This window comes from Clostridium cuniculi, from assembly GCF_004353185.1.
Classification (GTDB): domain Bacteria; phylum Bacillota; class Clostridia; order Clostridiales; family Clostridiaceae; genus Clostridium; species Clostridium cuniculi.
Genome location: NZ_SMUS01000053.1, coordinates 1 through 18,795, shown reverse-complemented (window position 1 = coordinate 18,795; position 18,795 = coordinate 1). Strand labels below are relative to the sequence as shown.

The 18,795-nt window shown below is 27.9% G+C and carries 19 protein-coding genes; 15 read left to right on the top strand and 4 right to left on the bottom strand.

The annotated features are described in order from the left end of the window. Nucleotides 1-131 precede the first annotated feature (131 nt). Nucleotides 132-566, bottom strand: a complete 435-nt coding sequence (locus tag EJJ37_RS18130) for a MarR family winged helix-turn-helix transcriptional regulator (protein WP_166484825.1) — start codon at nucleotides 564-566, stop codon at nucleotides 132-134. Nucleotides 567-664: 98 nt separating this feature from the next. On the opposite strand from EJJ37_RS18130, the gene EJJ37_RS18125 reads away from it, so the two are divergent. Next, nucleotides 665-2,062, top strand: a complete 1,398-nt coding sequence (locus EJJ37_RS18125; protein ID WP_133016892.1) for an MATE family efflux transporter — start codon at nucleotides 665-667, stop codon at nucleotides 2,060-2,062. 50 nt (nucleotides 2,063-2,112) lie between these two features. Here EJJ37_RS18125 and greA read toward each other — a convergent pair whose 3' ends face one another. Further along, nucleotides 2,113-2,577 (bottom strand): transcription elongation factor GreA, encoded by a 465-nt coding sequence (gene greA / locus EJJ37_RS18120; protein ID WP_133016891.1) that lies wholly within the window; start codon nucleotides 2,575-2,577, stop codon nucleotides 2,113-2,115. Nucleotides 2,578-2,887: 310 nt separating this feature from the next. On the opposite strand from greA, the gene EJJ37_RS18115 reads away from it, so the two are divergent. Continuing rightward, the gene (locus EJJ37_RS18115) at nucleotides 2,888-3,409 is read left to right on the top strand and encodes a CarD family transcriptional regulator (protein ID WP_133016890.1); all 522 of its coding nucleotides are present in this window, start codon (nucleotides 2,888-2,890) and stop codon (nucleotides 3,407-3,409) included. A 48-nt stretch (nucleotides 3,410-3,457) separates the two neighbouring features. Here the strand turns inward: EJJ37_RS18115 and EJJ37_RS18110 are convergent, their stop codons facing one another. Next, nucleotides 3,458-4,501 carry an NAD(P)H-dependent flavin oxidoreductase gene (locus tag EJJ37_RS18110; protein ID WP_133016889.1) on the bottom strand — a complete coding sequence of 348 codons (1,044 nt, stop codon included), beginning with the start codon at nucleotides 4,499-4,501 and terminating at the stop codon, nucleotides 3,458-3,460. Between the two features lie 410 nt (nucleotides 4,502-4,911). On the opposite strand from EJJ37_RS18110, the gene EJJ37_RS18105 reads away from it, so the two are divergent. The 13 genes from EJJ37_RS18105 (at nucleotide 4,912) to htpG (ending at nucleotide 18,371) form a co-directional block, all read left to right on the top strand. Then, complete coding sequence (locus EJJ37_RS18105; RefSeq protein WP_133016888.1) at nucleotides 4,912-5,889, top strand: beta-ketoacyl-ACP synthase III; 978 nt, start codon at nucleotides 4,912-4,914, stop codon at nucleotides 5,887-5,889. 83 nt (nucleotides 5,890-5,972) lie between these two features. Beyond that, a complete protein-coding gene (acpP, locus tag EJJ37_RS18100) occupies nucleotides 5,973-6,200 on the top strand; it encodes an acyl carrier protein (RefSeq protein WP_133016887.1) in 228 nt (75 codons plus the stop codon). A 16-nt stretch (nucleotides 6,201-6,216) separates the two neighbouring features. Continuing rightward, nucleotides 6,217-7,143: an enoyl-[acyl-carrier-protein] reductase FabK gene (gene fabK, locus EJJ37_RS18095; protein ID WP_133016886.1), complete on the top strand. Its 927-nt coding sequence runs from the start codon at nucleotides 6,217-6,219 to the stop codon at nucleotides 7,141-7,143. A 19-nt stretch (nucleotides 7,144-7,162) separates the two neighbouring features. Then, a complete protein-coding gene (gene fabD / locus EJJ37_RS18090) occupies nucleotides 7,163-8,116 on the top strand; it encodes an ACP S-malonyltransferase (protein ID WP_166484826.1) in 954 nt (317 codons plus the stop codon). Then, entirely contained in the window at nucleotides 8,110-8,853 is a 744-nt protein-coding gene (gene fabG, locus EJJ37_RS18085; RefSeq protein WP_133016884.1) for a 3-oxoacyl-[acyl-carrier-protein] reductase, read from the top strand. The genes fabD and fabG overlap by 7 nt, the downstream gene beginning before the upstream one ends. A 13-nt stretch (nucleotides 8,854-8,866) precedes the next feature. After that, nucleotides 8,867-10,102 (top strand): beta-ketoacyl-ACP synthase II, encoded by a 1,236-nt coding sequence (gene fabF, locus EJJ37_RS18080; protein ID WP_133016883.1) that lies wholly within the window; start codon nucleotides 8,867-8,869, stop codon nucleotides 10,100-10,102. A 5-nt stretch (nucleotides 10,103-10,107) separates the two neighbouring features. Further along, a complete protein-coding gene (gene accB / locus EJJ37_RS18075) occupies nucleotides 10,108-10,584 on the top strand; it encodes an acetyl-CoA carboxylase biotin carboxyl carrier protein (protein ID WP_226891600.1) in 477 nt (158 codons plus the stop codon). Between the two features lie 96 nt (nucleotides 10,585-10,680). Then, entirely contained in the window at nucleotides 10,681-11,097 is a 417-nt protein-coding gene (fabZ, locus tag EJJ37_RS18070; protein WP_133016881.1) for a 3-hydroxyacyl-ACP dehydratase FabZ, read from the top strand. Nucleotides 11,098-11,113: 16 nt separating this feature from the next. After that, complete coding sequence (locus tag EJJ37_RS18065; RefSeq protein WP_133016880.1) at nucleotides 11,114-12,457, top strand: acetyl-CoA carboxylase biotin carboxylase subunit; 1,344 nt, start codon at nucleotides 11,114-11,116, stop codon at nucleotides 12,455-12,457. Between the two features lie 12 nt (nucleotides 12,458-12,469). Beyond that, nucleotides 12,470-13,339 (top strand): acetyl-CoA carboxylase, carboxyltransferase subunit beta, encoded by an 870-nt coding sequence (gene accD / locus EJJ37_RS18060; RefSeq protein WP_133016879.1) that lies wholly within the window; start codon nucleotides 12,470-12,472, stop codon nucleotides 13,337-13,339. Continuing rightward, nucleotides 13,332-14,123, top strand: coding sequence for an acetyl-CoA carboxylase carboxyltransferase subunit alpha (locus EJJ37_RS18055; RefSeq protein ID WP_133016878.1), 792 nt, complete (start codon nucleotides 13,332-13,334; stop codon nucleotides 14,121-14,123). The genes accD and EJJ37_RS18055 overlap by 8 nt, the downstream gene beginning before the upstream one ends. Nucleotides 14,124-14,439: 316 nt before the next feature. After that, nucleotides 14,440-15,789 carry an alpha-amylase family glycosyl hydrolase gene (locus EJJ37_RS18050; protein WP_133016877.1) on the top strand — a complete coding sequence of 450 codons (1,350 nt, stop codon included), beginning with the start codon at nucleotides 14,440-14,442 and terminating at the stop codon, nucleotides 15,787-15,789. 701 nt (nucleotides 15,790-16,490) lie between these two features. Then, nucleotides 16,491-18,371 carry a molecular chaperone HtpG gene (gene htpG, locus EJJ37_RS18045; RefSeq protein ID WP_133016876.1) on the top strand — a complete coding sequence of 627 codons (1,881 nt, stop codon included), beginning with the start codon at nucleotides 16,491-16,493 and terminating at the stop codon, nucleotides 18,369-18,371. Between the two features lie 128 nt (nucleotides 18,372-18,499). Here htpG and EJJ37_RS18040 read toward each other — a convergent pair. Beyond that, nucleotides 18,500-18,795: hypothetical protein (locus EJJ37_RS18040; RefSeq protein WP_133016875.1), on the bottom strand; the 296-nt coding region annotated here is incomplete at its 5' end.

Genomic DNA, 18,795 nt, shown 5'->3' with positions numbered 1-18,795 from the left:
TATTTAAGTGCGTCTATTTTTATATTCAATTTGATTTTAATCGAAAATGTACAATTATTTTTTTGAAAATATAGAAAAAGAGCTATTGCTAGCGGATTTTTTTACCCGCTATTGCGACAGCTCCTTTTTAATTATTTTAAAGCATTTTGTGAAAAAAGATGCATAACTTCAATATACTTTTCTATATCTTTTGGATCTATTCCTTTAGTAATTTTTTCTACAAATTCACTTTGCATATTATATAACTTTATTACTATAGGTTTAGATTTTTCTGTTAACTTTAGATGTTGACATCGTCTATCACCTTTATCAACTTCAACGTTTATAAGCCCTTTTAATATTAATGGTTCTACAGCTTTAGAAACATAAGCCTTGGAGAACCCTCTTAACTTAACTATATCCTTTGCTGTGTCACAAGATGGATTATTGTTTAAAAAAGCTAGAATATCAGCTTCTGGCTTGGTAATACCACATTCATTAGCTACTTCAACAGATAAATTATAATATAAATCATTTATATTTTTAACTGAATATAGTATCTCCGTAATATCAAATTTAGATTTCATCATTATCCTCCACATAGTTGACAAGTAAACTGTTTACTTGTAAACTATTTTATAGGAATTATTATTTTTTGTCAATTTTATTAAAGGAGAAAGATATCATGCAACAAAATCAAACAGAAGAATTAGGTAGTTGCAGTGTAGGAAAACTACTTTTCAAATTAGCTGTTCCTGCAATTGCAGCACAAATTATTAATTTATTGTATAATCTAGTAGACCGTATGTATATTGGTCATATAGCTAATATTGGTAAATTAGCACTTACTGGTGTTGGAGTATGTCTACCACTTATTATGCTTATTTCTGCATTTGCTGCTCTTGTAAGTATGGGTGCAGCTCCTAGAGCTTCAATTTTTTTAGGAAAAGGTGAACATGAAAATGCAGAAAAAACATTAGGAAACTCCTTTTCGCTATTAATAATATTATCACTTATTATTACCGTTATTTTCTTTTTCTTTTCGGAAGATTTGCTTTTATTATTTGGTGCAAGCGAAAATACAATAGAATATGCAGTTGATTATATGAAGATATACAGCTTAGGAACTATATTTGTTCAACTAACTCTTGGACTTAATGCATTTATAAGTGCACAAGGTTTTGCTACAGTTAGTATGATGACTGTTTTAATAGGTGCTATATTTAACATTATTCTCGATCCAATACTTATATTTGGATTTAATATGGGGGTATCTGGTGCAGCTTTAGCTACAATAATTTCTCAATCATTATCTATGATTTGGATATTATTTTTCTTAACAGGTAAAAAGTCAACTTTAAAATTAAGAAAGAAAAATCTTCGTTTATCAAAAGAGATTATTATTCCTTCTATAATATTAGGATTATCACCATTTATAATGCAAGCAACAGAAAGCTTAATAACAGTATGTTTTAATTCTTCATTATTAAAATATGGTGGTGATATTGCAGTAGGAGCAATGACGATTCTTACAAGTGTGATGCAATTTTCAATGCTTCCTCTTACTGGACTAACACAAGGTGGACAACCAATAATAAGTTATAACTATGGAGCTAAAAATTCAGAACGTGTAAAAAAGGCATTTAAGATATTACTTATTTCTTGTTTAGCTTATTCTATTATATTATGGGCATTAGCAATGATAACACCTAGATCATTTGTATTAATATTTAATAATGATCCAGAACTTGTTAAATTCACAAGTCATGCTCTTAGAATATACATGGCTGTTTCATGCGTATTTGGTGTACAAATTGCCTGTCAGCAATCTTTTATTGCTTTAGGTAATGCAAAAACTTCATTATTCTTAGCATTATTAAGAAAGATAATACTATTAATACCTTTAATTTATATTATACCTATGTTTATGTCAGATAAAACAACAGCAGTATTTATGGCAGAACCTGTAGCAGATTTATTGGCAGTTACAACTACATCGATACTATTCTTTATTCAATTTAGAAAAGCTATGAAAGAAATATCTAACACTAAAGACTCTGAAAATAAGTTTAAAGCATATTAAAATAGTTAGAGGCTGTATCAAAAATTATTTTGATACAGCCTCTAACTACTTTAAAGTATTTCTAAAATTTTTACAGAATAATTTTCTCCTGGAGCTTCAACTTCTACTATATCTCCAACCTTTTTACCAGCTAATGCTTTTCCAAGTTCAGACTCAATACTTATTAACATTTCCTCTGGTTTAGCATCTAATGTTGTTACTAAAGTAATAGTATCTTCAAAACCATCATCAATAAATTCAATTTTAGCTTTAGTATTTATTCCTAATATAGATTTATCAATACTTTCATCATCTATAACTGTAGCTGTTGTTATAAGTGTTAGTAAGTGTTGAATTCTATTATCATTTTCTCTATACTCTTCACAAGCAGCCTTATATTCAGCATTTTCTGATCTATCTCCATGTGCTGCCGCAATTAATTTTTCTTTTGCAATTTCAGCTCTTCTTACAGTCATTCTGTAATCTAGCTCTTCTTGTAATTTTTTAATATTAGATTCTGTTAATATCTTACTCATAAAATAAAAATCTCTCCTATAATAATATTATGATACTATTATAAATATTTATTAAAGAAAAGAAAAGATGGCATTAAATATAAAGTAAATTATTATTTCATATTTAATTATACATATTCTTACTGAACATTAATTTTAACTATAATCATTTGAAAATTTATTTTTTTAGATGTATAATAATGGTATAGAAATAATATTGAATTTCTTCAATATGTAAATTATAAAATAAACAACGTGTAGTTTGTCGATATACAACGTAAGTCCAGTTGTCGATAAATTGCACGTTATTTTATTAAGGAGGAATAATATAATGTTTGAAAAAAATGACTATATTATTTATGGTACCACTGGAGTATGTAAGATAGCTGGTATAGAAAAAAAGAAATTTAATACAAGCGTAGAAAGGGAATATTATATTCTCAAACCAGCCTATGACCCTAATTCCACTATTTATGCTCCTATTGATAATAATATGATAAATATTAGAAAGATTATGACTGTACAAGAAGTATATAACTTGATAAAAACAATGCCAGATAATGAAACTATATGGATTGATGATATTAATCTTCGTAAAGAAAAGTATAATGAAATTCTAAAAAGAGGAGATAATGTAGAACTAGTTAAGTTAATACGAACTTTATACCTTGAAAAAGAAAAGAAAAAAATTGAGGGTAAAAAACTATATGTTGGTGATGAGAAAATAATGTCTGAGGCTCAAAGGTTATTACATGAAGAATTTGCATTGGTTCTTAATATTAAAGTAGATGAAGTATTGCCATTTATATTAGGTGAATTAGAACCAACTGAAAAGGAAGATATTAATTTATAAAAATTATTAAAAAAGTAGGATTTCTAATAAGAGAATCCTACTTTCTTTCTAAACAATTAATTCATCTAATAAATCCTTAACTGACATTATTTTATTAATTCTATATGCATTTGCTCCACAAAATATTAATCCGTTATTAATATCACCTCGTGCTGCATTTATTAAAGCTTCACTTATGCAATATGGAGTAGTAGATGGATTACATGGAACCAAACAATTATAACATTTGCTTATTTTATTAGTTTCATTATTAATCTTTCTTAAAAACTCATTATTTATTGCTCTTCCAGGCATACCAACAGGACTTTTAACAATTTTAATATCACTTTTATTGCAATTTAAATATGCTTCTTTAAATTTCATATCAACATCACATTCATATGTTGCAACAAATCTACTTCCTATTTGAACTCCTTTTGCACCTAATTCCATATATTTATTTATATCATTTGAATCAAAAACACCTCCTGCAACAATTACAGGTATTTCTTTTTTATATTCAAATTCCAACTGTTTTACTGTTTCTATTATGTCTTTAACATTATCATCAAATTTAATTATATCATTATCTAAAGTATCTGCCTTAAATCCTAAATGACCTCCAGCTTCAGGCCCTTCCACAATAATTCCATCAGCAATTCTATTATAATGTTTTTTCCAATATGATAAGATAAGTTTTGTTGCTTTAGAAGATGATACTATTGGTAAGATTTTAATTTCACTATTTTTTGTATATTCAGGTAATTTTAATGGTAAACCTGCTCCTGATATTATTAAATCAGCTCCACCTTCAATACTAGCTTCAACTAATTCCTTATAATTTTTCATTGCTACCATTATGTTTACGCCGATTATTCCATTGTTACTTATATCTTTTGCTTTTCTTATATGATTTTTTAATGCTCTCAAATTCGCTTGTAGTGTATTTTTTTCAAAATCCTTTTCAAGATATCCAGGATGTGCTGCAGAAATAACTCCTATAGCACCATATTTTGCAACATTTCCAGCTAAATTTGAAAGTGAAACTCCAACTCCCATACCACCTTGTATTATTGGTAATTTTGCTATTAAATTTCCTATTTTTAATTCCATATTTTTTCTCCTTTTTTATCAAATATTTTGAATATCAAAATATATTTTAAAGTATAATATATACTGTGAGAAAAGGCAATATTGTAAAAAAAGATTGACAAAGTTTAAAAGTAGACTTATTATAAAGATGTTTGATAATCAAAATTTTTGAGAGGAGAGTGGATAATTTTAGGAGTTAAGTCGCTATTTGAATTATTTTATATTTTAGATTAAATTATTATTATTAGGAATTATTTTTATTTATATAAACTTATACAATGATCTAATATTATATTTATATTAATATAGTAGTAACTTATTATATATTATGAGATTAACTAAGGAGAAATATTAAGGGATTTAATATTTCATATTTTTAAGAGTATTATTTGATTATCAAATAATTATATTTTTAAAACAAAGGTGTTAAGATGAGTTTAGTAAAAATAGTAGGTATTGGACATTATTGTCCAGAAAATGCTGTAAGTAATGATCAATTGTCAAATTTAGTTGATACATCACATGAATGGATAGTTAAGAGAACTGGGATATGTGAAAGAAAGATTTCAAAAGGTGAAAGTACAGTAGATTTAGCCGTTAAAGCATCAATTAATGCTATGAAAATGGCAAAATGCAGTCCTCAAGATATTGATTTAATTGTAGTTGCAACAACTTCACCAGATAGAATTATGCCTTCTACTGCTTGCAGTGTCCAAAGTATATTAGGTTGCGATAATGCAGCTGCATTTGATATAAGTGCTGCTTGTTCAGGATTTTTATATGCATCCATAATTGCTAATTCATTAATAAAAAATGGAGAAGGAAGCAAAGCTTTAGTTATTGGTAGTGAGGTTCTCTCAAGAATAATAGATTGGAACGATAGAAATACTTGCGTATTATTTGGTGATGGTGCTGGTGCCGCTATTCTTGAAGTAAGTACTGATAATAGTGGAATAATAAGCACTTACTTTGGCTCTGACGGAAAAACAGGTACTAAAGCATTAACTGCCAATCAATTTCCAATTAAAACACCATTTGCAGATGCCTCTTTAAAAAGAGAAGAATATATACAAATGGATGGTAGAGAGGTTTTCAAATTTGCTATATCAATAATCCCTAAGGTAGTGAAGAAACTATTAGAGGATTCAGGTGAGGATATATCAAATATTAAATATATTATTCCACATCAAGCAAATCTTAGGATAATAGATGATGCTGCTAAGAAGTTAAATATAAGCAAGGACAAGTTCTATATTAACTTAGAATCTTATGGAAATACATCAGCAGCTAGTGTGCCTATTGCTTTTAGCGAGGCTGTAAATAAAGGCTTACTTAATAAAGGTGATAAAATTATTTTAGTTGCTTTTGGTGGTGGGTTAACTTGGTCTGGAATATTACTAGAATGGTAGTATTCAGTAAATTATTGAAATTATAAAATGAAATTAAAAGTTATAAATAAAGAATTTTAGTTAAAATTTAGGAGGAAATAGAAATGATATTCGAAAAAATTAGAGAAATAGTAGTAGAACAATTAGGAGTTAATGAAGAAGACGTTAAATTAGAAACAAGATTCATAGAAGATTTAGAAGCTGATTCATTAGATTTATTCCAAGTAATAATGGAACTTGAAGATGCTTTCGATGTAAAAGTTGAAGAAGTAGAAAACATAAAAACAGTTGCAGATGCTGTAAATTTCATTGAAAAAGCAACAGAAAAATAGTATTGGAGGTAAATATATGAAAAAGGATATATGCGGTATTTTAGGTATTAAATATCCTATTTTTCAAGGTGGAATGGCTTGGGTTTCAGAAAGTACTCTTGCTGCAGCAGTTTCCAATGCTGGAGGACTTGGTATTATAGCAGGGGCTAATGCTCCTGCTAGCCATATAAGAGATGAGATAAGAAAAACTAAGAAACTTACCGATAAACCTTTTGGTCTTAATATAATGCTTTTATCAGATAATGCTGATGAATTAGCTGATATTGCAATTGAAGAAGGAGTTAAAGTCATAACTACTGGAGCAGGAAATCCAGGTAAATATATAGACAAATGGAAAAATGCTGGGATTGTAGTTATTCCTGTGGTAGCTTCTGTTGCATTAGCAAAAAGAATGGAACGCTGTGGAGTAGATGCTGTTATAGCAGAAGGTTGTGAATCAGGTGGTCATGTTGGTAAGCTAACTACAATGGCATTATTACCACAAGTTGTTGATGCTGTAAATATTCCTGTTATAGGAGCTGGTGGTATAGGTGATGGAAGAGGTATTGCCGCTGCATTTATCCTTGGAGCAAGTGGTGTTCAAGTTGGTACTAGATTTTTAGCATCAGAAGAATGTCAAATTCATGATAATTACAAAAATGCTGTAATAAAATCAAAAGATATTGACACTGTTGTTACTGGAAGATGTACAGGACATCCTGTTCAAGTATTAAAAAATAAACTTGCAAAAGAATATTTAAAACTTGAAAGTGATAATGCAAGTATTGAGGCTCTAGAAGAATTAGGTAAGGGAGCTCTAAGAAGAGCTGTAGTAGATGGTGACATTGAAAATGGATCACTAATGGCAGGCCAAATATCTGGAATGGTAAAGAAAGTTCAAAGCGTTAAAGAAATAATTGAAGAAATGTTTAGTGAATACGAAGAAGTAAAGAGAAGTCTATAACTAATAGATTAATGGAGGAATTATGAAGATAGCATTTATTTTCTCAGGTCAAGGTTCTCAATATATAGGAATGGGAAAAGAATTATATGATAATATTCCTAGCTGTAAAAAAATATATGATAAAGCCAATGAAGTTTTAGGCTTTGATTTGAAAGAATTAATATTTAATGGTGATAAAGAAGAATTAAATATTACTGAAAATACACAACCTGCAATATTAACAACTTCTATAGCTATTCTACAAGCTATAAAAGACAAAGGGATCAATCCAGATATAGTTGCAGGATTAAGTTTAGGAGAATACTCTGCACTTGTTGCTAGTGAAGCTTTAGACTTTGAAACTGCAGTTTCTTTAGTAAAAAAAAGAGGACGTTTTATGCAAGAAGCAGTACCTCAAGGTGTTGGTTCAATGGTTGCAGTAATTGGATTAGATGAAAATAAAATAAAAGAAGTACTAAAGATAGCTAGTGAAAAAGGAATAGTTGAAATAGCTAACTATAACACTAATAGTCAAATAGTAATAGGTGGAGAAAGGGAAGCTGTTGAATTTGCAAGTGAATTATTAAAAGAATGTGGTGCAAGAAGAGTTATTCCTCTAAAAGTATCTGGTCCTTTCCATACTTCTTTATTAAATGAAGCATCTATTAAGTTAAAAAATGAATTTGAAAATATACACTTTAATGATCCAAAAATAAAGATAATAACAAATGTTACAGCTGATTTTATTGAAAATGGAAATGAAATTAAAGAGTTATTAATAAATCAAGTTAAATCTTCTGTAAGATGGAGTGAAACTATTGAAAAAATGCTTGATGAAGGTATAGATACATTTATTGAAATAGGACCTTTAAAAACTTTAAGTAGCTTTGTTCGTGAAATAAGCAAAGAAAGAAAAGCTACTGTAAAAATCTTCAATGTAGAAGATTTAAAATCACTTAATAAGACACTAGAAGGGATGGAAGCTATATGTTAAAAGGGAAAAATGTAATAGTTACTGGAGCTACAAGAGGAATCGGTAGAGAAATTGCATTAACTCTAGCGCAAAATGGAGCTAATATAGCTATGAATTATAGAAACTTAAATAGTGAAGTAGAAGATTTAATCAATGAAATTAAAAGCTTTGGTGTAGATGCTTTGGCAATAAAATGTGATGTAAGTATTACTGAGGAAGTTGATAACTTCGTAAAAGAAGTAAAATCTCACTATAATACAATAGATGTTTTAGTTAATAATGCAGGCATCACTAAAGATGGATTAATTCTAAGAATGAAGGAAGAAGATTTTGATGATGTTTTAGATGTTAATTTAAAGGGTACTTTTAATACTACAAAATCAGTTTCTTCTATTATGGTTAGACAAAAATATGGAAAAATAATAAATATTTCTTCTGTTGTTGGTATAGCTGGTAATGCAGGACAATGTAATTATGCAGCTTCAAAAGCTGGAGTTATTGGATTCTCTAAATCAGTAGCAAGAGAGCTTGCTTCAAGAAATATAAATGTTAATGTAGTAGCTCCAGGATATATAAACACTGATATGACTAAGAATCTACCTGATAAGGTTAAAGAAGAAATAATTAAAAGTATACCTATGAAAAAAATAGGTGATCCAAAAGAAGTTGCTAATTTAGTATTATTCTTATCATCAAATTTATCAGATTATATTACAGGTCAAGTAATAAATGTTGATGGTGGAATGGTAATGGCATAAAGGAGGCATTAAATTGAAAAGAAGAGTGGTAATCACTGGACTTGGAGCAATAACTCCAATAGGAAATAATATAGATAGTTTTTGGGAAGGTATTAAATTAGGCAAAAACGGAATAGATGAAATATCTTTATTTAATGCCGAAAATTTAAAAGTAAAAATGGCTGCAGAGGTTAAAGATTTTGATCCTAGCAACTTTATAGATAAAAAAGAAGCAAAAAGAATGGATAGATATACTCAATTTGCTGTAATAGCAGCAGAAGAGTCTATTAAGGATAGTAATCTTGATTTTAATACATTAAATAGAGAAAGAATTGGTGTAATGTTTGGATCTGGTATAGGTGGACTTTGTACTATTGAAAGTCAAATAAGAACTCTAGTTGCTAAAGGTCCTAATAGAGTATCACCACTTACTATTCCAATGGCTATATCAAATATTGCTTCAGGAACTATTGCAATAAAACATGGTATTTTAGGAAGTACATTAAGTTTAACTTCTGCATGTGCTACTTCAACTCATTGTATTGGTGAAGCTTATAGAAGTATCAAAGATGGCTATCTTGATATTGTTGTAGCTGGTGGAGCTGAGGCTTCTATATGTGAATTCGGTATTGCAGGGTTCCAATCACTTACTGCATTAAGTAGAAGTGAAGATAGAAATAGAGCATCAATCCCATTTGATAAGGAAAGAAATGGATTTGTTATGGGAGAAGGTGCAGGTTCATTAATATTAGAGGACTTAGATAGTGCTTTAAAAAGAGGTGCAAAAATTTATGCAGAAGTAGTTGGATATGGTTCAACTTGTGATGCTTATCATATAACATCACCTTGCTTAGATGGTGATGGTGCATATAGAGCTATGAGAGATGCATTAATTGATGCTGATATAAGTACAGATAAAATATCTTATATAAATGCACATGGTACATCAACAGAGATTAATGATAAAGTTGAAACCTTAGCTATCAAAAAAGCTTTAGGTGATAATTATATGAATGCATATGTTAGTTCTACTAAATCAATGACAGGTCATTTATTAGGTGCTGCTGGTGCTATTGAGGCCATTGTTTCAATAAAAGCACTACAAGATAATTTTGTTCCAGCAACAATTAATTATGTAAATGAAGATGAAGATTGTGATTTAAACCTTGTTGTTAATGAAGGAAAAGAATCTAACGTAGAATATACAATGTCAAACTCTTTAGGATTTGGTGGACATAACGGTACTCTTATATTTAAAAAATGGAGGTAGTTAGAATGTTAGACTATAACCAAATAAAAGAGCTTATTAAGGAGATAGATTCATCGTCTCTAAGAGTCTTTGAATTAGAAAATAGTGATATAAAATTAAAACTTAGTAAAAACGAAGAAAATTCTTCATATAAAGAAAATATTATTAATACAACATCTTCTGAAAATTCTACAGTTTTTACAAAGGAAACTAAAACTTCAACTGAAGAAACTTTAATTGAAACTGAAGAATTAATAGAAGAAAACTTAAATATAGTTAAATCACCATTAGTGGGAACTTATTATTCATCTTCAACTCCAGGAGGAGCTCCATATGTTGAGGTTGGATCTAAAGTAAAAAAAGGTGATGTGCTTTGTATAGTTGAAGCTATGAAGATAATGAATGAAATCACATCAGAAGTGGATGGCGAAATTGTTGAAGCTTTAAGAAGTGATGAAGAAATTGTTGAGTTTGGAATGGAATTATTTAAGATTCGTTCATAATAATAAATATACTATAGGTATTAGTGGTGGTAAAAATCTAATAATTATTTTTTACTGCCACTTATTAAAATATCTATTATTTAAGGAGATTTTAAAATGGATATTAAGGAAATTATGGAGATAATTCCTCATAGATATCCTTTTCTTTTAATTGATAAGGTTATAAAAATTGAGGAAAATAAAATAACTGCAATAAAAAATGTTACAGCAAACGAACAGTACTTTCAAGGACATTTTCCAGTTGAACCTGTTATGCCAGGCGTATTAATAATTGAAGCTTTAGCACAAGCTGGTGCTGTAGCTCTTTTAAGTAAAGATGAATTTAAAGGTAAGATAGCATATTTTGCAGGAATAAATAATGCTAAATTTAGAAGAAAAGTTGTTCCTGGTGACACATTAAGATTAGAAGTTGAACTTACTAAAATACGTGGCAAAGCTGGTGTAGGATATGGAGTTGCTTATGTTGAAGGTAAGAAGGTTTGTGAAGGAGAATTAACCTTCATGGTAGGTTAATAAAAAGAGGTGTTTTATGATTAGAAAAGTTTTAATAGCTAATAGAGGTGAAATTGCTGTAAGAATTATAAGAGCTTGTAGAGAGCTCGGATTAAAAACTGTTGCTATTTATTCCGAAATTGATAAAGATGCCATGCATACAGAACTTGCAGATGAAGCTATTTGTGTTGGAACTTCAAAATCTAAAGATTCTTACCTTAATGAAAGTAATATCATCAGTGCAGCAGTAGTAACAGGTTGTAACGCAATTCATCCTGGCTTTGGATTTTTATCGGAAAAAGCTAGTTTTGCAAGTATGTGCGAGGAATGTAATATTAAGTTTATTGGCCCAAATAGTGAAACAATAAACATTATGGGAAATAAATCGGTAGCAAGAGAAATAATGAAAAATGCAAATGTTCCAGTTATTCCTGGTAGTGATGGTCTTATTGAAAATATTGAAGAGGCTAAAATAGAAGCCAAAAGAATTGGATATCCAATTATGATTAAAGCCTCCTTAGGTGGCGGAGGAAAGGGTATAAGAATTGTTGCTAATGAAGACGAACTAGAAAATGCATTTTTTACGGCAAGAACTGAAGCAAAAAATAACTTTGGTGATGATTCAGTATACATGGAAAAATTCATAGAAAATCCAAGGCATATAGAATTTCAAATTTTAAGTGATACCTTTGGAAATATAATTCATCTTGGTGAAAGAGATTGTACTATTCAAAGAAGGAATCAAAAAGTACTTGAAGAAGCTCCATCTTATATCTTAAATGATGAATTAAGAAAAAAAATGGGTGAAGCAGCAATAAAAGCAGCAAAGGCAGTTAATTATGTTAATGCTGGTACAATTGAATTTTTAGTAGATAAACATGGTGATTTTTATTTTATGGAAATGAATACTAGAATTCAAGTAGAACATCCTGTAACAGAAATGATAACTTCTGTGGATATAGTAAAAGAACAATTAAAAATCGCTAATGGTGATGAGTTACAGCTAACTCAAGACGATATAAAAATAGAAGGTCATGCTATTGAATGTAGAATAAATGCTGAAAATCCTAATAAATCATTTGCACCTTGTCCAGGTAAAATTAGTTTTTTAAATATACCTGGAGGCAATGGAATTAGAGTTGATACAGCTGTCTACAACGGTTATACTATTCCACCAACTTATGATTCTATGATTGCAAAGCTTATTGCACATGGAAAAACTAGAGAAGAAGCAATAAACAAAATGTTACGAGCTCTAGATGAATTTATTATTGAAGGAATAGAGAGCAATATAGACTTTCAAATTGATATTTTAAATAACGATATATTCCGCTTAGGAACTTTTGATACAAGTTTTATAAGCAAAGAATATAATCTATAAGTTGGTGAAATTATGGGTATTTTTAAGAAAAAACAATATGGTGTAATAAATATGCCGCCTGTTGATAGTAGTGATATTCCTGTTGTTCCTGATGGAGCATGGGTTAAATGTAATCATTGCGGAAAGATTTTATATAAAAAAACATTAGAAGAAAATTATAAAATGTGTCCTAATTGTAAGTATTATTTTAGATTAGGTGCATATGAAAGAGTGGATTTAATTTGTGATAAAAATACATTTATTGAAATTAATAAATGTTTAGAATCTAAAAATCCAATGAATTTCCCGGGCTATGATAGCAAGTTAAAGGTAAGTAAAGAAAATTCTAAAATTAATGAAGCAGTTATAACTGTAAAATGTAAAATAAATGGAATAGAATCTATCATTTGCATAATGGATTCAAACTTTATGATGGGAAGCATGGGTACAGTTGTTGGTGAAAAAATAACATTCGCTATTGAAAAAGCAACTAATGAAGAACTTCCTATAATAATTTTTACGGCTTCTGGTGGCGCAAGAATGCAAGAAGGAATTCTTTCACTAATGCAAATGGCCAAAATTAGTGCAGCACTAGCAAAGCATAGTGAAAAGGGATTACTTTATATTACGGTTTTAACTGATCCTACTACTGGTGGAGTTACTGCAAGTTTTGCCATGTTAGGAGATATAATTATTGCAGAGCCAAAGGCTTTAATCGGATTTGCAGGAAGAAGAGTTATTGAAGGAACAATTAAAGAAAAACTACCTGATGATTTTCAAAGTGCAGAATTCTTATTAGAAAAGGGATTTGTAGATAATATTGTAAATAGAGATGAATTAAAAAATACACTATCCTTATTACTAGAATTACACAAACCTCAAGGAGGTGCATCAGTTGAGTAAAAAGATTAAAGCATGGGACAGATTAACAATTGCTAGAATGGTTGAAAGACCAAATGCTGAAGATTATATAAAACTAATTTTTAATAACTTTTTTGAATTACATGGAGATAGAAACTATAGAGATGATAAATCTATCATTGGAGGAATAGGATTATTAGAAGATATTCCAGTTACTATAGTTGGAATTCAAAAAGGTAAAAACTTAAAAGAAAATATGGAGAGAAATTTTGGATCACCTTATCCTGAAGGATATAGAAAAGCATTAAGATTAATGAAGCAAGCTGAAAAATTTAAAAGACCAATTATTTGTTTCATAAATACTTCTGGAGCATATTGCGGTGTAGAAGCTGAAGAACGTGGTCAAGGAGAAGCTATTGCTAGAAACTTATTGGAGATATCTCAACTTACTGTGCCTATTATTTCTATAATTATAGGTGAAGGGGGGAGTGGTGGTGCCATAGCACTAGCTTGTGGCGATAGAGTATGGGCACTAGAAAATTCTATATACTCTATTTTATCCCCTGAAGGATTTGCATCTATATTATTAAAGGATCCATCAAAAGCTCAAGAGGTTTCAGAGATAATGGGAATTACTTCTTATGACTTATTAGAAAAAGGTGTAATTGAAAAGATTATTAAAGAGCCTGATGGTGGTGCTCAAAATGATATTAATTTTGTTGCAAATGAAATTAAAAGTAATTTAATAAATGAAATAAAGATTTTACAAAATAAAACCGTAAGAGAGCTTCTAAATGAAAGATATTTGCGTTATAGGGATTTTTAATAAATAAATGAGCAGGTAATATTAAACCTGCTCATTTATTTTAAGGTAATTATACAGAGGTATGTGTAGCTCAATACACAAAATGTATCTACATTAAAGATTATTGACACTTTCTATATTTTATACACAATATTAATATTTTTTCTTACTATTAAATTAAAAATTTTAATTTAAATATAAGCCTTTTGGATAAGATAATAAATTTTACTCCAAAAGGCTTTTTTATAGGAGAATATTATGAGTTTTTTGATATTATATATTATATGGTAAATAATCGTATTTATGATAAAAAGTAAAGATTTCAGGAGGGTATTATATGTTAACTTCAATAAAAAATGCAGTATTTTATCATATTTATCCATTAGGCTTTTGTGGAGTTATAAATAATAAAAAGAATATATTATCAGCTTCTGGATTTGATAAGTTTGATGATAAATGGATAAACCACTTAAAAAATATGGGGATAAATTCAGTTTATTTTGGACCTATATTCCAATCTAGCTATCATGGTTATGATACTATAGACTACCTAAAGATAGATGATCGCTTAGGAACAAATAATGATTTTAAGAATATAGTTTCTAAACTTCATTCTAATAATATACGAGTTATTATTGATGGTGTGTTTAATCATGTAGGAAGAGATTTTTGGGCATTTGGAGATGTGAAAAATAATAAATCAAATTCTCAGTATTCTTCTTGGTTTAACATTGACTTTAACGGAAATAGCAATTATAATGACGGCTTTTATTATGAGGGATGGGAAGGCCACTATGATTTAGTTAAATTAAATCTATATAATAAAAATGTAAAAGATTATTTACTGCACGTTGTTGAAGAATGGGTTCATGAATTTGATATTGATGGTATACGATTAGATGTTGCATATTTATTAAATAAAGACTTTATTAAAGAATTAAGACTTACAACTAACAAATTTAATAATGATTTTTGGCTAATGGGAGAAATGATTCATGGTGATTATAACTCTATAGTCTCACCTGAAATGTTACATTCTGCTACAAATTATGAATTGTATAAAGGATTATATTCAAGTCATAATGATAAAAATTACTTTGAAATAGCGTATTCACTTAATAGACAATTTGGTGAATATGGAATATATAAAAATTTAACATTGTATAATTTTGTAGATAACCACGATGTAAATAGAATAGCAACTATAATAAATGACAAAAGGTATTTAAATAATATATACACTTTATTATTTACAATCCCAGGAGTTCCATCAATTTATTATGGTAGTGAGTGGGGAATAGAGGGTGATAAAAGTATTACTGATCTTAATCTAAGACCAGAACTTTCAATAGATGATTTTGATAATGATGATAAATCAAAAAAACTTGAAGATTTTATAACAAAATTAATTTCTATAAGGAAAAATAATAAAGAACTAACTCTGGGCATATATAAAGAATTTATTGTTAAAAACAAACAATTTGTATTTGGTAGATACCTAAATGATAATTGGATAATAATATTATTAAATCTAGATGATAAAGAAGAATATATTGAACTAAATAGCATATTTAAAAAGAAAGATATTATTAATTTGCTGGATGAAAATGATAAATATATAAATGAAAATAATAAAATTATTATAAATATGAAACCATTTAGTAGTAAAATCTTAAAAGAAATTTAATTAAAACCTAAAAACTATAACTCTTCTTAATAAAATATCAAGGAGAGTTATAGTATCTTATCTATTAATAATTTGGGGCTATAAATGATTTAAATTAATAGCTATCTATAATAAAAATTATTGATAATAAAATAAAAATAGCTGTAGCTATAAACATTAATGGCGCTGAAATTATTGCTAATAAATTAATTATATACTGTGGATAAGGATAATACAAAAATTCTCCCACTAGACTTTTTAAAGAAAGAATAAATAATATGCTGCAAATAGTATATATTATTTGCAGTATAAACGCTCTTTTGACATTTAAAATTATATTTATGCTACATGGATATAGAAAATAAATTAATATAGAATACATCCACATAATATAGCATATATAGGGAATAAAAAGTAGACAAATAGGAATTATATAAAGTGAAATTATTATAATTTTTTCATTAATATTATTATTTAAACTTCGCTTACCTATAGTGTACCTTCTCGTAATAACCCCTCCACCTTATAAGTAATATATCATAATTATATTCATACATCTTTTAAACTAGAATATCTATGAAAACGTTATTCGCAAATTGCTTGAATAAATATCCATATAAAATGTTGACATTAAAGTTTAAAAGAGTAAAATAAATAATGTAAGGTTAGCACTCACTTATATAGAGTGCTAACAAAAAGTTAAGTTAAAAGGAGAGAGTTTTATGGAAACAAAACAATTTAAAGCTGAGTCTAAAAGACTTTTAGATTTAATGATTAATTCAATTTACACACATAGAGAAATTTTTCTAAGAGAGCTTATATCAAATGCTAGTGATGCTATTGATAAAATTTATTATAAATCTTTAAGTGATGATAATATAAACTTCAATAAAGAAAATTTCTTTATTAAAGTATCTATAGATAAAGAAAATAGAACTATAAAAATATCTGATACAGGAATTGGTATGAATAAGGAAGAATTAGATAATAACTTAGGAGTTATTGCTAAAAGTGGTTCTCTTCAATTCAAAAAGGAAAATGAAATTAAAGATGGCTATGATATAATAGGTCAATTTGGTGTTGGTTTTTATTCATCATTCTTAATAGCTGACAAAGTTACTGTAATTACTAAAGCTTTTGGAAGTAATGAAGCATATAAATGGGAATCTACAGGGGTTGAAGGATATACAATAGAACCTTCTACTAAGGATACAGTTGGTACAGATATTATATTACATGTAAAAGCTAATACAGATGATGAAAACTTTGATGAATATCTAAATGAATATAAAATTCAATCTTTAATAAAGAAGTATTCAGATTTTATTAGATATCCAATTAAAATGGATCTTACTGAAAGAAAGCTTAAGGAAGGAACTGAAAGTGAGTATGAAGACTACATAGAGGAAAAAGTAGTTAATAGTATGGTTCCAATTTGGAGAAAAAATAAAAATGAATTAACTCAAGAAGATTATAGTAATTTTTATAAAGAAAAACATTATGGATTTGATACACCTTTAAAACATATCCATTTAAGTGTAGATGGAACTGTAAGCTATAATGCAATATTGTATATTCCTGAAAATATGCCTTATGATTTCTATACAAAGGATTATGAAAAAGGATTAGAATTATATTCTAATGGAGTTATGATAATGAATAAATGCTCTGACCTTCTTCCAGATTATTTTGGCTTTGTTAAAGGTATAGTTGACTCAGAAGATTTGTCATTAAATATCTCTAGAGAGATTCTTCAACATGATAGACAATTAAGATTTATTGCTAAGAATATTAAAAATAAAATTAAAAGTGAACTTGAAAAAATGCTTAGAAATGAAAGAGAAAATTACGAAAAATTCTATAAAGCATTTGGAAGAACTTTAAAATTTGGTGTTTATGATAATTTTGGTGCTGAAAAGGAAGTACTTCAGGATTTATTAATGTTCTATTCATCAAAAGAAAAGAAGATGGTTACATTAGATGAATATGTTACAAGAATGGCTGAAGATCAAAAATATATTTACTATGCTGTTGGTGAGTCTATAGATAGAATAGAAAAGATGCCACAAACAGAATTATTATTAGATAAAGGATATGAAATTTTATACTTCACAGATGATATAGATGAATTTGCTATAAAAATGTTAATGAAATACAAAGAAAAAGAATTTAAATCTGTATCTAGTAGTGATTTAGGTATCGAAAATAATGATGAAGAAAATAAAGTAGAAGAGAATAACGAAGAAAACAAATCATTATTTGATGCTATGAAAGATATTTTAAGTGATAAAATAAGTTCTGTTAAAGTTTCTAAGAAATTAAAAAATCATCCTGTTTGCCTATCAAATGAAGGTGATTTATCAATAGAAATGGAAAAGTTATTAAATTCAATGCCAAATAATCAAGGAGTAAAAGCAGAAAAAGTATTAGAAATTAATACTAATCATGAAGTGTTCACATCTTTAAAAGATGCATATGAAAATGATAAAGATAAATTTAACTTATACACTAATCTTTTATACAATCAAGCATTGTTAATAGAAGGATTATCAATATCAGATCCAGTTGAATTTACAAATAACATCTGTAAATTGATGAAGTAATTACAAATATTTCCTGAGAAATATTTCTTAAACATATTATTAAATCCCTCATCTAATGTAATAAATACATTAAATGGGGGATTCCTTATTATATATAAATTTAAAATTCTTTATATTAACTATTTAAATTATTCATATTTAAATTTCACAATAATTTCTTTAATCTCACCTTTTGAATTTTTTCTAATAGAAAAGTTCTTAATATCTTTAAACTCATTTTCTAATTGAAATGAAAGCTCATTGATAGTTGCTTTACACTTTTTTGATAAATCATTATCTTCTACAACAACGAATCTTGATTTTCTACAAGTTGTTTCATTTTGTAAATCATCAATTACTACATAATAGTCTGAAGTTTCCTCTATTACATAATACTCCTTGTTTAATGTTAAGCTTGACCACAAATTATTATTTATACATCTTA

Excerpts from the sequence above, each read along its gene's own strand:
- greA (WP_133016891.1), bottom strand. The coding sequence starts at position 2,577 with ATGAGTAAGATATTAACAGAATCTAATATTAAAAAATTACAAGAAGAG.
- accD (WP_133016879.1), top strand. The coding sequence starts at position 12,470 with ATGGGTATTTTTAAGAAAAAACAATATGGTGTAATAAATATGCCGCCT.
- EJJ37_RS18105 (WP_133016888.1), top strand. The coding sequence starts at position 4,912 with ATGAGTTTAGTAAAAATAGTAGGTATTGGACATTATTGTCCAGAAAAT.
- fabG (WP_133016884.1), top strand. The coding sequence starts at position 8,110 with ATGTTAAAAGGGAAAAATGTAATAGTTACTGGAGCTACAAGAGGAATC.
- accB (WP_226891600.1), top strand. The coding sequence starts at position 10,108 with ATGTTAGACTATAACCAAATAAAAGAGCTTATTAAGGAGATAGATTCA.
- EJJ37_RS18130 (WP_166484825.1), bottom strand. The coding sequence starts at position 566 with ATGAAATCTAAATTTGATATTACGGAGATACTATATTCAGTTAAAAAT.
- EJJ37_RS18050 (WP_133016877.1), top strand. The coding sequence starts at position 14,440 with ATGTTAACTTCAATAAAAAATGCAGTATTTTATCATATTTATCCATTA.
- EJJ37_RS18115 (WP_133016890.1), top strand. The coding sequence starts at position 2,888 with ATGTTTGAAAAAAATGACTATATTATTTATGGTACCACTGGAGTATGT.
- EJJ37_RS18110 (WP_133016889.1), bottom strand. The coding sequence starts at position 4,501 with ATGGAATTAAAAATAGGAAATTTAATAGCAAAATTACCAATAATACAA.
- EJJ37_RS18125 (WP_133016892.1), top strand. The coding sequence starts at position 665 with ATGCAACAAAATCAAACAGAAGAATTAGGTAGTTGCAGTGTAGGAAAA.
- htpG (WP_133016876.1), top strand. The coding sequence starts at position 16,491 with ATGGAAACAAAACAATTTAAAGCTGAGTCTAAAAGACTTTTAGATTTA.
- fabK (WP_133016886.1), top strand. The coding sequence starts at position 6,217 with ATGAAAAAGGATATATGCGGTATTTTAGGTATTAAATATCCTATTTTT.
- EJJ37_RS18065 (WP_133016880.1), top strand. The coding sequence starts at position 11,114 with ATGATTAGAAAAGTTTTAATAGCTAATAGAGGTGAAATTGCTGTAAGA.
- fabZ (WP_133016881.1), top strand. The coding sequence starts at position 10,681 with ATGGATATTAAGGAAATTATGGAGATAATTCCTCATAGATATCCTTTT.
- acpP (WP_133016887.1), top strand. The coding sequence starts at position 5,973 with ATGATATTCGAAAAAATTAGAGAAATAGTAGTAGAACAATTAGGAGTT.